The organism is Streptomyces sp. NPDC127106 (assembly GCF_042677605.1).
Classification (GTDB): domain Bacteria; phylum Actinomycetota; class Actinomycetes; order Streptomycetales; family Streptomycetaceae; genus Streptomyces.
In genome coordinates, this window is record NZ_JBHXTC010000103.1 from 1 (window position 1) to 11,627 (window position 11,627).

At 73.5% G+C, this 11,627-nt stretch carries 11 protein-coding genes; 2 read left to right on the forward strand and 9 right to left on the reverse strand.

From position 1 onward, the window contains the following. Window positions 1-423: 423 nt before the first annotated feature. The 7 genes from fbaA to ACFVGY_RS36910 all read right to left on the reverse strand — a co-directional run bounded on the left by fbaA (window position 424) and on the right by ACFVGY_RS36910 (window position 7,123). The gene (gene fbaA, locus ACFVGY_RS36880; RefSeq protein ID WP_385686708.1) at window positions 424-1,446 is read right to left on the reverse strand and encodes a class II fructose-bisphosphate aldolase; all 1,023 of its coding nucleotides are present in this window, start codon (window positions 1,444-1,446) and stop codon (window positions 424-426) included. Window positions 1,447-1,716: 270 nt separating this feature from the next. Then, on the reverse strand, window positions 1,717-2,256 hold the full coding sequence (pyrE, locus tag ACFVGY_RS36885) for an orotate phosphoribosyltransferase (RefSeq protein ID WP_360632455.1): 540 nt from the start codon (window positions 2,254-2,256) through the stop codon (window positions 1,717-1,719). A 10-nt stretch (window positions 2,257-2,266) separates the two neighbouring features. Continuing rightward, complete coding sequence (locus ACFVGY_RS36890) at window positions 2,267-3,085, reverse strand: aldose 1-epimerase (RefSeq protein ID WP_385686711.1); 819 nt, start codon at window positions 3,083-3,085, stop codon at window positions 2,267-2,269. Between the two features lie 30 nt (window positions 3,086-3,115). Continuing rightward, window positions 3,116-4,036 carry an SRPBCC domain-containing protein gene (locus ACFVGY_RS36895; protein WP_385686714.1) on the reverse strand — a complete coding sequence of 307 codons (921 nt, stop codon included), beginning with the start codon at window positions 4,034-4,036 and terminating at the stop codon, window positions 3,116-3,118. Between the two features lie 192 nt (window positions 4,037-4,228). Beyond that, window positions 4,229-5,869, reverse strand: a complete 1,641-nt coding sequence (locus ACFVGY_RS36900; RefSeq protein WP_385686717.1) for a polyamine aminopropyltransferase — start codon at window positions 5,867-5,869, stop codon at window positions 4,229-4,231. Between the two features lie 140 nt (window positions 5,870-6,009). Beyond that, window positions 6,010-6,552, reverse strand: coding sequence for a DUF2617 family protein (locus ACFVGY_RS36905; RefSeq protein ID WP_385686719.1), 543 nt, complete (start codon window positions 6,550-6,552; stop codon window positions 6,010-6,012). Window positions 6,553-6,874: 322 nt separating this feature from the next. Continuing rightward, entirely contained in the window at window positions 6,875-7,123 is a 249-nt protein-coding gene (locus tag ACFVGY_RS36910) for a hypothetical protein (RefSeq protein WP_385686722.1), read from the reverse strand. A 131-nt stretch (window positions 7,124-7,254) separates the two neighbouring features. On the opposite strand from ACFVGY_RS36910, the gene ACFVGY_RS36915 reads away from it, so the two are divergent. Then, window positions 7,255-8,451, forward strand: coding sequence for a pyridoxal phosphate-dependent aminotransferase (locus tag ACFVGY_RS36915; protein WP_385686724.1), 1,197 nt, complete (start codon window positions 7,255-7,257; stop codon window positions 8,449-8,451). 422 nt (window positions 8,452-8,873) lie between these two features. Here ACFVGY_RS36915 and ACFVGY_RS36920 read toward each other — a convergent pair whose 3' ends face one another. Further along, complete coding sequence (locus tag ACFVGY_RS36920; protein ID WP_385686727.1) at window positions 8,874-9,359, reverse strand: prevent-host-death family protein; 486 nt, start codon at window positions 9,357-9,359, stop codon at window positions 8,874-8,876. Window positions 9,360-9,624: 265 nt separating this feature from the next. On the opposite strand from ACFVGY_RS36920, the gene ACFVGY_RS36925 reads away from it, so the two are divergent. Then, window positions 9,625-10,863 carry a glycosyltransferase family 39 protein gene (locus ACFVGY_RS36925; protein WP_385686730.1) on the forward strand — a complete coding sequence of 413 codons (1,239 nt, stop codon included), beginning with the start codon at window positions 9,625-9,627 and terminating at the stop codon, window positions 10,861-10,863. Window positions 10,864-10,881: 18 nt separating this feature from the next. On the opposite strand, the gene ACFVGY_RS36930 is transcribed toward ACFVGY_RS36925, so the two are convergent. Continuing rightward, window positions 10,882-11,424 (reverse strand): YbjN domain-containing protein, encoded by a 543-nt coding sequence (locus ACFVGY_RS36930; RefSeq protein ID WP_385686733.1) that lies wholly within the window; start codon window positions 11,422-11,424, stop codon window positions 10,882-10,884. Between the last annotated feature and the right edge of the window lie 203 nt (window positions 11,425-11,627).

The following is an 11,627-nucleotide window of genomic DNA, read 5'->3' on the forward strand; positions in this document are numbered from 1 at the left end:
CGCCCTGCGCCGGCCGGGCCCGGCCGCCCGGCCCCGCCCGGCCCTGGCCGCCCGCTGACCCGGCGCCACAGCCGGTCGACCCGATCTGCCCGGCCCGTCCCTTCGGGCCGTCCCCTTCCCCCGTGACGGGCGCCGAGGGGGCGGGCCGGGCTTCCCCTTGAGCCGCGCCCCGCACGTCGCGCCGTGCACGCCGCGACCTGCCCCGCACGGCAGCTCCGGGAAAAGATGCTCGCGGTTGTGTTTCGGGCCGCGGGTGCAGCCGCACGGCCGCTCGCCGCCGTGCAGGGCCCGGGTGTGTCAGCCACCCCACCCGGGGGGAACGGGGGAAACCCCGGGGGCGGGCAGCAAGCACCGCGACGCCGAAGGGCCCGGTGCACCGCGAGGACGGTGCACCGGGCCCTTCGGTCATGCGGCCTTACGGGGTCACTTCAGGCGGGTACCCGTGGAGCGCAGGTTCGCGCAGGCCTCGGCCACGCGCTTGGCCATGCTCGCCTCGGCCAGCTTGCCCCAGGTGCGCGGGTCGTAGGTGGACTTCTTGCCGACCTCGCCGTCGACCTTCAGGACGCCGTCGTAGTTGCGGAACACGTGGTCCACGACCGGGCGGGTGAAGGCGTACTGGGTGTCGGTGTCGAGGTTCATCTTCACGACGCCGTTCTCCAGCGCGGTGGCGATCTCCTCTTCCGTGGAGCCGGAGCCGCCGTGGAAGACGAAGTCGAACGGGCTGGTCTTGCCGTACTTCTCGCCGACGCCCTGCTGCAGGTCCTTCAGCAGCTCCGGACGCAGGACGACGTTGCCCGGCTTGTAGACGCCGTGCACGTTGCCGAAGGAGGCGGCCAGCAGGTAGCGGCCCTTCTCGCCCAGGCCGAGGGCCTCGGCCGTACGGATCGCGTCCTCGACGGTGGTGTACAGCTCGTCGTTGATCTCGTGGGTGACGCCGTCCTCCTCGCCGCCGGTCGGAGTGATCTCGACCTCAAGGATGATCTTGGCGGCGGCAGCGCGGGGCAGCAGCTCCTGCGCGATGGCGAGGTTGTCGGCCAGGGTCTCGGCGGAGCCGTCCCACATATGCGACTGGAACAGCGGGTTCCGGCCGGCCTTCACGCGCTCCTCGGAGAGGGCGATCAGCGGGCGGACGTACCCGTCCAGCTTGTCCTTCGGGCAGTGGTCGGTGTGCAGCGCGATGTTGACGTCGTACTTGGCGGCGACGATGTGCGCGAACTCGGCCAGCGCGACCGCGCCCGTGACCATGTCCTTGCTGTGCTGGCCGCCCAGGAACTCCGCACCACCGGTGGAGATCTGGATGATGCCGTCGCTCTCGGCCTCCGCGAAGCCGCGCAGGGCAGCGTGCAGGGTCTGGCTCGAGGTCACGTTGATGGCCGGGTAGGCGAACTTGCCTGCCTTCGCCCGGTCGAGCATCTCGTTGTAGACCTCGGGGGTTGCGATGGGCATCTGTCCGCTCCTTGGGTGTGCGGGGAGTGTGCGATTGCTGACCCTGACCTGGGGGCGACGTAACCGTCGCGCCTATCTTTCCAGACTCCGCGTGACACTCCACCCGTGCCGGGTGGGCGGATTCCGGAAATCGCGCCACCCGGCAGCAAAGAGGCAGGTCAGGCCTTGTATAGCAGCTCCGCTGGAGCCCTGGTTCCCGCCGGGACCGGTTCCGGAATGCAAGACCGGGGGTCCGGGGCCCGGGCCGCGGCCCCCGGTGCGGGGGTGCCGTCAGGCCAGGCCGAGGTCCGACAGCTCGTAGCCGGTCAGGTACGGCAGGCCCGCCGCGGCGATGGCGTCGGCGGCGCCGCGGTCGACGATCGTGGCGACGGCGACGACCTCGCCGCCCGCCTCGCGGACGGCCTCGACGGCGGTCAGCGGGGAGCCGCCGGTGGTGGAGGTGTCCTCGACGACCAGGCAGCGCTTGCCCTGGACGTCGGTGCCCTCGATGCGGCGCTGCATGCCGTGCGCCTTCTGCGCCTTGCGGACGACGAAGGCGTCCAGGCGCCCGCCGCGCGCCGCGGAGGCGTGCAGCATCGAGGTGGCGACGGGGTCGGCGCCCAGGGTCAGGCCGCCGACGCAGTCGTAGTCGAGGTCGGCGGTGAGGTCGAGCATGACCTGGCCGACCATCGGGGCCGCCTCGCCGTCGAGGGTGATCCGGCGGAGGTCGATGTAGTAGTCGGCCTCCTTGCCGGAGGAGAGGGTCACCTTGCCGTGCACGACGGCCTTGTCCTTGATCTGCTGCAGAAGCGCATCGCGTACGTCACTCATGGGCCCGAGCTTAGTTGCGCGGGCCGGTCCCGACGACAGGCGGCGACAGGCGGCGCCAGGTCCACGTCGTGGCGACCTCCAGCGGATCCACGGGCGTGACCAGCCGCGGCAGGGTGTTCAGCCCGTTCGGCGGGCCGGACTGCGGCTCGACGCAGACGGCCTCGGGCTGCTCGTCGTAGACCACGACCCACTCGGCCCGGCTGGTGATCGTCAGCTCCAGTTCGCCGGGCCAGGTGAGGGTGGCCTCGACGCCGTAGGGCATGCCGAAGCAGTCGTCCCAGGGGCCGGGCTGGGGGTCGATGCGCCGACCGGTGGGGAGGTGGTCGTCGCCCCGCTCCTCCTGCCAGGCGGGGGTGAAGTCGAGGCGTACGTCCTCGCCGCCGGCGCCGAGGTTGCGCAGGAACCAGGGGTGCCAGCCGGCCTGGGCGGGGAAGGAGTCGTCGTACGTCTCCACGCCCAGGGTGAGGGTCAGCGAGTCCGGGCCGAGACCGACGAGCTGGGTGACCCGCCCCGGGTACGGCCAGGGGTCGGCCAGGTCGTAGGTGAACGCCGCCCCGGTGGCGTCGGCGTGGGCCCGGCGCCAGGGGGCGTCGCGGCCGAAGCCGTGGATGGCGTGCGGCGGCTGGTTGACCGGCAGCCGGTGGACGGCCGCCCCGTCGCGGAACTCCCCGTACGCGGTGCGCCCGCACCACGGCACCATCGGGAAGCAGCCGTACCGGGGGCCCTGGCGCAGCAGCTCCTTGCCGTCGATCCGCAGACTGCTGATCCGGCAGCCGTTGTCCTCGTCGACCGTCACCTCGGCGCCGCCGGCGCTCAGTTGCGTGCTCATGCCGTCGAGCCTAAGACCTCCGGCGGGGGATCAGCGGCGCCTGCGCAGGGCCCGGCCGAGCACGACCGCCGAGGCCAGGGCGAGGGCGGCGGCCGGGGCGAGCCAGCGCAGGCCCGCCCCGGCGGTGGCGGACGCCGCTGCGGGGACCGGGGCGTAGCGGCCGCGCGGAGGCGCGTGGTCGACCTCCTCGGCGCTACGGCCGATCATGGTGCGGCGGGCGTGGGCGGCTTCGGCGGGCGGCTGCGGGGGGCCGGCGAAGCCGTCGAGGCCCCGCAGGCGGTCCAGTTCCCCGAAGTCGGAGGCGCTGCCGATGTCCTCCAGGTCCCCGAGGCCGCCGAGCTCGCCGAGGTCGTCGAGGCCGTCGAGGTCCCCGACGCCGTCGAGAGCCTCGCCGGGGAGGGGGTCCGCGGAGGAGGGCAGCGCGTCGGCGCCGAAGGCCGGGGCCGCGGCCCCGCCCGGCCGGCCCGGGTCGTCCTGCCCGCCCGCCAGCGCCGCCAGCTGGGCGGCGGCCCGGTCCAGCAGCCGCTGCACGGCGGTGCGCACGGCCTCCGGTGCGAACCCGGCGGCCCGCCCGCCGGCCTCGCCCCCGGCGGTGAACTCCAGCGAGGTCCCGCCGTCGGCCGCAGCCAGCCGCAGCCCGACGGCCAGGGTGACGGTCCCGCTGCCGCGGATCTCGGTGCCCTCACCGGACACGGTGAAGTGGTCAGGGTCCTGCTCGGTGACGGTCAGGGTCCCGCGGTAGGTGACGGTGTTCGAGCCGACCTTGAGTCTCATCCGGGCCGGCAGCGGCTGCCCCGCCCCGCCGGCCCCGCCGGCCGCCTGCGCCTCCGGGGCCGCGTCCGGGGCCGCGTCCGGCTGGAGCCCCGGTACGCAGCGGGCCACCCGGGCGGGGTCGCGCAGCACGGCGCGGAGACGGTCTGCCGGGACCGGAACGAAAACCTGATGCTCCATGCGGTCGAGCCTACCGACGACACCCCCGCCGCACCCGGTCGGCGGGGCACCTGTTCCGTGTCCTGCCCGGGGCGGGTCCCCGGGGCGGCTCTCCCGGGCGGGTCGCGCCGGGGCGCGCCACGCGCACCGGTCACGCGCACCGGTCGTGCACACGGTCGCGCGCACCGGTCGTGCACACGGTCGCGCGTACGGTCACGAGTACCGCGGGTGCGGCAGCGTGGACGGCGGCAGCCCCGCCACCCGCATCCGCTCCGCATCGCGCGCCGCGTCCCGCAGGGACTGCGTGGTCAGGGAGCGCAGCCCCGGCGCGTCCCGGTCGACGCGCAGCTCCGGGGCCCGGTCGCGGCCCGCCAGGACGAAGCCCCAGTCCTGCGGCGGTGCGTCGGTCACCCCGGGGCTGCGGTCCGGGCCGGCGGCGAAGCCGGACAGGCGGCCGCCCACGTTGTAGGGGACGGTGCGCAGGCCGGCGGCGCGCAGGGTGGCCTCGACGGTCCAGTAGGTGTGCGGGCGGGTGGCCAGCGGGCCCGCGTGGACGACGATCCGCCCGCCGGGGGCGAGGGCGCGGGCGGCGAGCCCGTAGAACTCCTGCGAGTACAGCTTCGTACTGGGGGTGATGCCCGGGTCGGGGAGGTCGGAGACGATGACGTCGAAGCGGCGGTGGGCGGCCGGGCCGCGCAGCCAGCGGAACGCGTCCTGGGTGACGACGTCGAGGCGCGGGTCCTCGTGCGCGCGGCCGTTGAGCGCGGACAGCATCGGGTCGGTGCGGGCGAGGCGGACCACGCCGGGGTCGAGCTCGACGACGGTGACGGACGCGACGTCGCGGTGGCGCAGCACCTCGCGGGCGGCCAGCCCGTCGCCGCCGCCGAGGACGAGGACGCGGCGGTGCGGGCCGGTCATCGCGGGGTGGACGAGGGCCTCGTGGTAGCGGTACTCGTCGTAGCCGCTGACCCGCAGCCGGCCGTCGAGGAACAGGTCGAGGGAGCGGGGGGAGCCGGTGGCGGGGCCGGTCAGCACGAGTTCCTGTATCCCGGTCTGGCGGGCGACGCGCACCTCGCCGCCGTAGACGGCGCGCCGGGCGACCTGCTCGAAGTCGTCGGCGAGGGCGGTGGCGCAGCCGAGGGCGGCCAGGACGGCGGCGTTCGCGCAGACCAGCAGCCAGCGGGCGCGGCGGCTGAGGTCGCGGCGGAACAGCCACAGGACGAGGCCGGCACCGACGACGGCGTTGACGGTGCCGGTCAGCATGGCGCCGGTGAGCTGGCCGAGCACCGGCAGCAGCAGGAAGGGGAAGGCGAGACCGCCGACCAGGGCGCCCACGTAGTCGGCGGCGAACAGGTCGGCGACGGCGCCGCCCGCGTCCTGACGGCGGATCCGCTGGATGAGGACCATCAGCAGCGGGATCTCCGCGCCGATGAGCACGCCGATGAGGAAGGAGAAGGCGACGAGCGCGGGCCGGGACTCCCCCAACCAGGCGAAGCTCGCGTACAGCGCCATGGCCGAGAGCCCGCCGAGCAGCGCGAGGGCCGCCTCGATGACGGCGAATCCGAAGGCGGGCCGGTTCCGCAGCCGTTTGGCCAGCAGGGATCCGACGCCCATGGCGAAGACCATGACGGACAGGACGACGGAGGCCTGGGTGACGGAGTCGCCGATCAGGTAGGAGCCGAGGGCGAGCAGTTCCAGTTCGTAGACGAGACCGCAGGCGGCGCAGACGAACACGGTGGCCAGGACGAGGAGTCGGCCGGTCCGGGGCCGTACGGGAAGGGCGGCCGGGACGGTCTCCGTGCCCCGCGGCTCCGGAGCCGGGAGTACCCGGCGCGGGACGGAACGGTCGATCATGCAGCGAACCGTACGTCACCGCCCACACACTTCAGGTCACCCACATGGGTGTAAGTCCGGTTTCGCTCCGGCCAGTTGGCGCAACCTGTCGGCCGTGTGGGCGAGGCCGGCGCGCCGCGGCCGCCGGGCCCCCGGCCCGGTCACCGGGCGGCGGCCTCCCGGGGGCCGACGGGTGTGCCGGCGCGCACACCGACCCTCGTTCGGGTGGCCACCAACTGGCCTTCCTGCGGGTACGCGTGCCAGGTGCGCCAGCGGACCTGGCCCTCGTGGCGCTGGGCGAGCAGCGCGGTGAAGGCGTGCGGGCTGCCCGGAAAGGTTCCGGCCAATCCGTTCGGGTGATCCGCGACCAGCGCGAGGAGTTCCTGCGCCCGGCCCGCGAACGAGCCCTGCGACAGGGTCTCGACGCGCGCGGCGAACTCGTACTCCCAACCGCTCATCCGCTTCGCCACGCCGAGGGGCAGCGGCGTACGGCTGCCGGGCATGCAGGCGACCGTCTCCGAGCAGAGCACCGCGCCCTCCTCTAGGAGCACCTGGTGGGAGGCTCCGAGCAGGCGCAACTCCACCTTGGCACCCGCCAGTTCGAGGTTCAGCACGGCCAGGGCGGGCAGCCGGTCCCGACCCAGGGCCCAGGCGAGGTCGGCGGCACGCGTGTCGGTGTAGGTGGTCTGGAGGGTCGTGAGCATGAGTCGGCTCCGCAAACGCGCGAGGGAGAGGGGCCGGGCCCCGCCAGCGGTAGTCAACGGGTGGGGGGACACCGGCTCGGGTCCACAGGAAGTCCCGGGAAGGTCCGGGGACTGGTCTACTCAACCGAGGGAATCATGAAAGGCACGGCACTCACAGCGTTTTTACCCAACATGGTTGGGTTTACATCCCCGCGGGGGCTCCACAGTTCACGTGTTCACCGGCTCCGCCGAACGGGCCGGCCACAGGCCCCGGACTGGGGCTGGTCACAGGCCCGGACGCCCTCCGGGACACCGCGACGACAGGCCCGGACCGGCCCCGGCGTCAGCTGGAACCGCACCCCCCGCCGCCGCAGGACGACCCGCCGCCGCAGGAGACCGAAGAGCCGCAGCCGCCCCCGCCGCTGCTCCCGCCGTTGCCGGCCCACCAGCTGTTCCGGGAGCGGCGGCCCTTCTTGAGCGACACGGCGGACCCGGAGGAAGAGGAGGCGGCGGCACGGCTGCCGGCGACCGCCAGGATGACGACGACGCCGATGGCGAAGACGCCGAGCACGATGAAAAAGGCCAGGAGCATGGTCCTCGGACCCCCTTCTGTCTGACCCCGGTCCCCCGGGGAGCGGGACCCCCCGTCCCGCGTGCCAGGGGGATTCCCTCGCGCCATCGCGCCCAAAGCGCACTTGAGCAAGTCCAGAGGTTCCCCCCAGGATGACGACCATGAGCGCTCCCGCGGCCGGCCGCCGCCCCTACCTCAACCGCCGCCTGGCGTCCTTCGGCACGACGATCTTCGCGGAGATGTCGGCCCTGGCCGCTCGGACCGGGTCCATCAACCTCGGCCAGGGCTTCCCCGACACCGACGGCCCGGCACAGATCGCCGAGGCGGCCTCCCGTGCCGTGCTGGCGGGCCTGGGCAACCAGTACCCACCGGGCCCCGGCGTCCCGGAGCTGCGGGCCGCGATCGCCCGCCACCAGCAGCGGTTCTACGGCCTGTCCTACGATCCGGAGACGGAGGTGCTGGTCACGGCGGGCGCGACGGAGGCCATCGCGGCCTCCCTGCTGGCGCTGCTGGAACCGGGTGACGAGGTCGTCGCCCTGGAGCCGTACTACGACTCGTACGCGGCGTGCATCGCGATGGCCGGTGCCACCCGGGTGCCGGTGACGCTGCGCCCGCACGGCGGGGCGTTCGCCCTCGACCTCGACGAGCTGCGCGCCGCGGTCACCCCGCGCACCCGCCTGCTGCTGCTGAACAGCCCCCACAACCCGACGGGCACCGTGCTGGGCCCGGCCGAGCTGGCCGCCGTCGCCGAGCTGGCGGTCGAGCGGGACCTGCTGGTCGTCACCGACGAGGTGTACGAGCACCTGGTCTTCGACGGCGTCCACACCCCGCTGGCCTCGCTGCCCGGCATGCGGGAGCGCACGGTCACCATCTCCTCCGCCGGCAAGACGTTCTCGTTCACGGGCTGGAAGGTCGGCTGGATCACCGCCGTGCCGGAGCTCGTCACGGCGGTCCGCTCGGCCAAGCAGTTCCTGACCTTCGTCGCGTCGGGCCCGTTCCAGTACGCCATCGCCGAGGCCCTGGACCTGCCCGACGACTACTACGACGGCTTCCGGGCCGAGCTGGCCGCCAAGCGCGACCTCCTCTCCGAGGGCCTCGCCGCCGCCGGCTTCGAGGTCTTCCGCCCGCAGGGCACGTACTTCATCACCACCGACATCACCCCGCTGGGCGAGAAGGACGGCCTGGCCTTCTGCCGCGCCCTGCCGGAGCGGTGCGGGGTGGTCGCCATCCCGAACCAGGTCTTCTACGACGACCGGTCCGCGGGCGCCGCCCACGTCCGGTGGGCCTTCTGCAAGCGGACGGATGTTTTGGAGGAGGCGGTGGACCGCCTCGGTCGGCTGGCTCGCTGAGAGCAAGCCAGATGGACGTGCGGGCATAGGGCCCGGCCTTTCAGCCGGAGCCCGTGCCGCACGGGAACTACGAGTTACTCGGTGTCCTTGGGGTGTCGCGTGGACGCGTAGACCAGAATTACGGTCGACGTCTCGGGGCTGACCAGGTAGCGCACCGCGGCCGCCGCTCGTGACCTCGAACTCCCACTGCTCCAGCGCCGAGCCCTTCCACTCCTTGGTGGCGAGCCTCCCGCGTAGCTGGTGCTGACGGTTCCAGTTGTCACGCGACAGCGGGTTGGTGCGCAACGCCTCCAGGCATCGGTGGGCACTGGGCAGCGCCGCGCGGCACAGTTCCTCCCAGCCCGTCACCGCCTCCGTGGTCCCGAAGACCACGTTCCACCCGCTCAGGGGTGGGACGCTGACACGATCGCCCTTCTTCGGGCTCACCCTCCCACCTCGACCGGCCCCAGGTCATCCCCGTCGAGCGGACGCAGAGCTTCCTTGAGCTGCTCAGGATCAGCGTTGATACGAGCCGTCGCCCTCCAGGAGACGAGCGTACGGTGCACGGCCTCCCGGGCACCCAGCTCCGCCGCATCGGAAAGCGCTTCCAGAAGCTCCACGGTGAACGCGCGCATCTCTTCGTCATCGAGGTGCCTCACCCAGGGGAAGACCTCCGGGAGCGCCAGCAGGAGCGACCGGGCTCCGTCGTCGTGCTTCATCAGCGCGAGGAAGAGCCGGGACGCTGTCGTGAGGTTCTCCTCAGTGCGCTCCGCGTGCAGGGCGGTCGTCAGCACCATGTCGGGTGCGTCCCGATGCGTGACGCGCAGAGCACCGAGGGCGGCAGCCCGAGCGGCGACAGCCTTCGGGTTTCTCGACAGGTCGGTGAACGAAACCGACTCGGGCTCGGCTCCCAGGTAAGCAAGGCTCATACTCAGACTGTACTCAGATTACGTTCTGAGTGCCAGCTTTGAGTAGCTCTTCGGTGTTCATACCTTGCCCTTCTGCAAGCGGACGGAAGTCCTCCAGGAGGCGGTGGGCCGCCTCCGGCAGCTCGCGCGCTGAGCGGCGGGAGGTCTTCACCCGGGGTTCGGCCGCCGTTCGGCGGCGAGGGGCTGCGGGCGGGCCCCGGCGTGCCCGATGCTCTCCCCTGCACCACGGGGTCCGCTTGTCGGCAGCGCACGAGGGTCGGGGTTCATGACGGCGGCGTACAGGACGTCGGCGGCCGTGCGGCAGCCGGCCCCGGGGGTCGCCGGGGTGTCCGCGGCCGCGGTCGCGCTCGGGGTGTTCGCCGCGGTCCGGGCGGGCGGGGCGCTGGTGCTGTGCGCCGCGGCGTGGTGGGCCGGGCGCAGCCCGCTGCGGGTGCTGGGGGCCTCCTGGGACTCTGCCTGGTACCTCGGCATAGCCCGGCACGGCTACGGCCGCACCCAGATGTGGCCCGGCACCGGCCTGGTCCAGAGCGACCACGCCTTCTTCCCGCTGTACCCGGCGCTGGTGCGGCTGGCCGGCGGCGGGGAGTGGGCCGCCCTGCTGGTGGCGTGGACGGCGGCGGCGGTGGCCGCCGTCGGGGTGTACCGGGTCGGGGAGCTGGTGGCCGGGCGGCGCACCGGGGTGCTGCTGGTCGCGCTGTGGGCGGTGCTGCCGCATGCGGTGGTCCTGAGCCTCGCCTACACCGAGGCGCTGCTGGCCGCCCTCGCCGCCTGGTCCCTGTACGCCCTGCTGCGCGGCCGGTGGCTGGGGGCCGCGGGCCTCGCGGCGCTCGCCGGGCTGACCCGCCCGACGGGCGTCGCGGTCGCCGCGGCCGTGTCGGTCGCGGCCCTGCACGCGGTGCTCGTACGCCGGTCCCGCGCGCCGGAGGTGTGGGCGGCCGGGCTGCTGGCCCCGGCGGGCTGGCTGGCGTACGTGGCGGCCGTCGGGGTGGACCGGGGGGATCCGGCCGGCTATTTCGCGGTGCAGCGGGACTGGGGGTCCCGCTTCGACTTCGGCAGGGCCACGCTGGACACCCTCTGGCGCGTGCTGACCGGCGGGCCCGTGGCGCTCGCCACCACCGTGACGGCGGTCCTGCTGGGTGCGGCCCTGCTGTCCGCGGGGCTGCTGCTGGCGGACCGGGCACGGGCGTCCGACCGGCTGGCGGCGGACCGACCGGAGGCGGACCGGGCGCGGCCGGGGCCGGCGCTCCCCCGGTCCCTGCCCCTCCCGCTCCCGCTACCGCTGCTCGTGTACACCGCGGTCCTGCTCGTGATCGCGGTGGGCGGCGCCGGCTACTTCGAGTCGAAGCCGCGCTTCCTGCTGCCGGCGTTCCCGCTGCTGCTGCCGCTCGCCGCCGCAATGGCGCGAGCCCGGCCGCGCTCCGCGGTGCTGGTGACCGCGGGGCTGGCCGGGCTCTCGTACGGCTACGGGGTGTACCTCCTGGTGATTGCCAGGATGCCGCCCTGAGTGCGGGCGGGGACGGGACTAGTCGTCCTCGCCGTCCTTGTCCTCGCCGCCCTCGGTGGAGTCGAGGTCCTTCTCCAGGCCGAGCTGCTCCACGAGCCACTTGTCGAACTCGATGGACGCACGGACCCAGCTGACCGTGGAGGACACGAAGTGCTCCAGGCTGACGCCGGTGCCGATCAGCATCTGTGCCTCGCCGATCAGGCGGACGGAGCCGTCGTCGTGGGTGTGGCTGTAGACCTTCGGCCACAGGGTGCGGCGGTTCCAGTCGTCGATGGACTCCAGCAGCTGCGGCTTGTCCTCGATGGCGTGGGGGCGGTCGTAGAAGGTCCGGACGGAGAAGACCTGCTGCTCGTTCTCGCCGCGGAACATGAAGTACGTGCGGAACTCCTCCCACGGCGCCGCGAGGTCACCCTCGTCGTCGACGACGTACTTGAGCTCCATCTGCTCCAGCAGCTGCTTGACCAGATCCTGGTCGGGGACCACGGGGCCCGCCGGTCCTGTGGCCTGCGGTTCGGGCTGCTGCCCTCCGAAATTCGGAATCGAGGCCGGGTCGATGCTCACCGTGTTCTTCCCTTCGTGCGGATGTTGTCATCCTCCCCCATTCCTCCTACCCCGTGTCCAGCCCCACACGTACGATCCGCTCCGAGCGGACACGGGCACGTCCCCCGGCAGGGGAACACGCGGACGCCCGCGGGGGCTGGCCGGGGGGGTCTGGGGGGGTGCCCGGGGGGCGTATGTGGGGGTTTCCTACGTTGGGTGGGTAG

What these genes read in the sequence shown, in the direction of transcription:
- ACFVGY_RS36905 (WP_385686719.1), bottom strand. Translation starts at nt 6,552, where the DNA reads ATGCTCACGACCCTCCAGACCACCTACACCGACACGCGTGCCGCCGAC.
- ACFVGY_RS36920 (WP_385686727.1), bottom strand. Translation starts at nt 9,359, where the DNA reads ATGAGCCTTGCTTACCTGGGAGCCGAGCCCGAGTCGGTTTCGTTCACC.
- ACFVGY_RS36895 (WP_385686714.1), bottom strand. Translation starts at nt 4,036, where the DNA reads ATGGAGCATCAGGTTTTCGTTCCGGTCCCGGCAGACCGTCTCCGCGCC.
- ACFVGY_RS36890 (WP_385686711.1), bottom strand. Translation starts at nt 3,085, where the DNA reads ATGAGCACGCAACTGAGCGCCGGCGGCGCCGAGGTGACGGTCGACGAG.
- ACFVGY_RS36925 (WP_385686730.1), top strand. Translation starts at nt 9,625, where the DNA reads ATGACGGCGGCGTACAGGACGTCGGCGGCCGTGCGGCAGCCGGCCCCG.
- ACFVGY_RS36910 (WP_385686722.1), bottom strand. Translation starts at nt 7,123, where the DNA reads ATGCTCCTGGCCTTTTTCATCGTGCTCGGCGTCTTCGCCATCGGCGTC.
- pyrE (WP_360632455.1), bottom strand. Translation starts at nt 2,256, where the DNA reads ATGAGTGACGTACGCGATGCGCTTCTGCAGCAGATCAAGGACAAGGCC.
- fbaA (WP_385686708.1), bottom strand. Translation starts at nt 1,446, where the DNA reads ATGCCCATCGCAACCCCCGAGGTCTACAACGAGATGCTCGACCGGGCG.
- ACFVGY_RS36915 (WP_385686724.1), top strand. Translation starts at nt 7,255, where the DNA reads ATGACGACCATGAGCGCTCCCGCGGCCGGCCGCCGCCCCTACCTCAAC.
- ACFVGY_RS36900 (WP_385686717.1), bottom strand. Translation starts at nt 5,869, where the DNA reads ATGATCGACCGTTCCGTCCCGCGCCGGGTACTCCCGGCTCCGGAGCCG.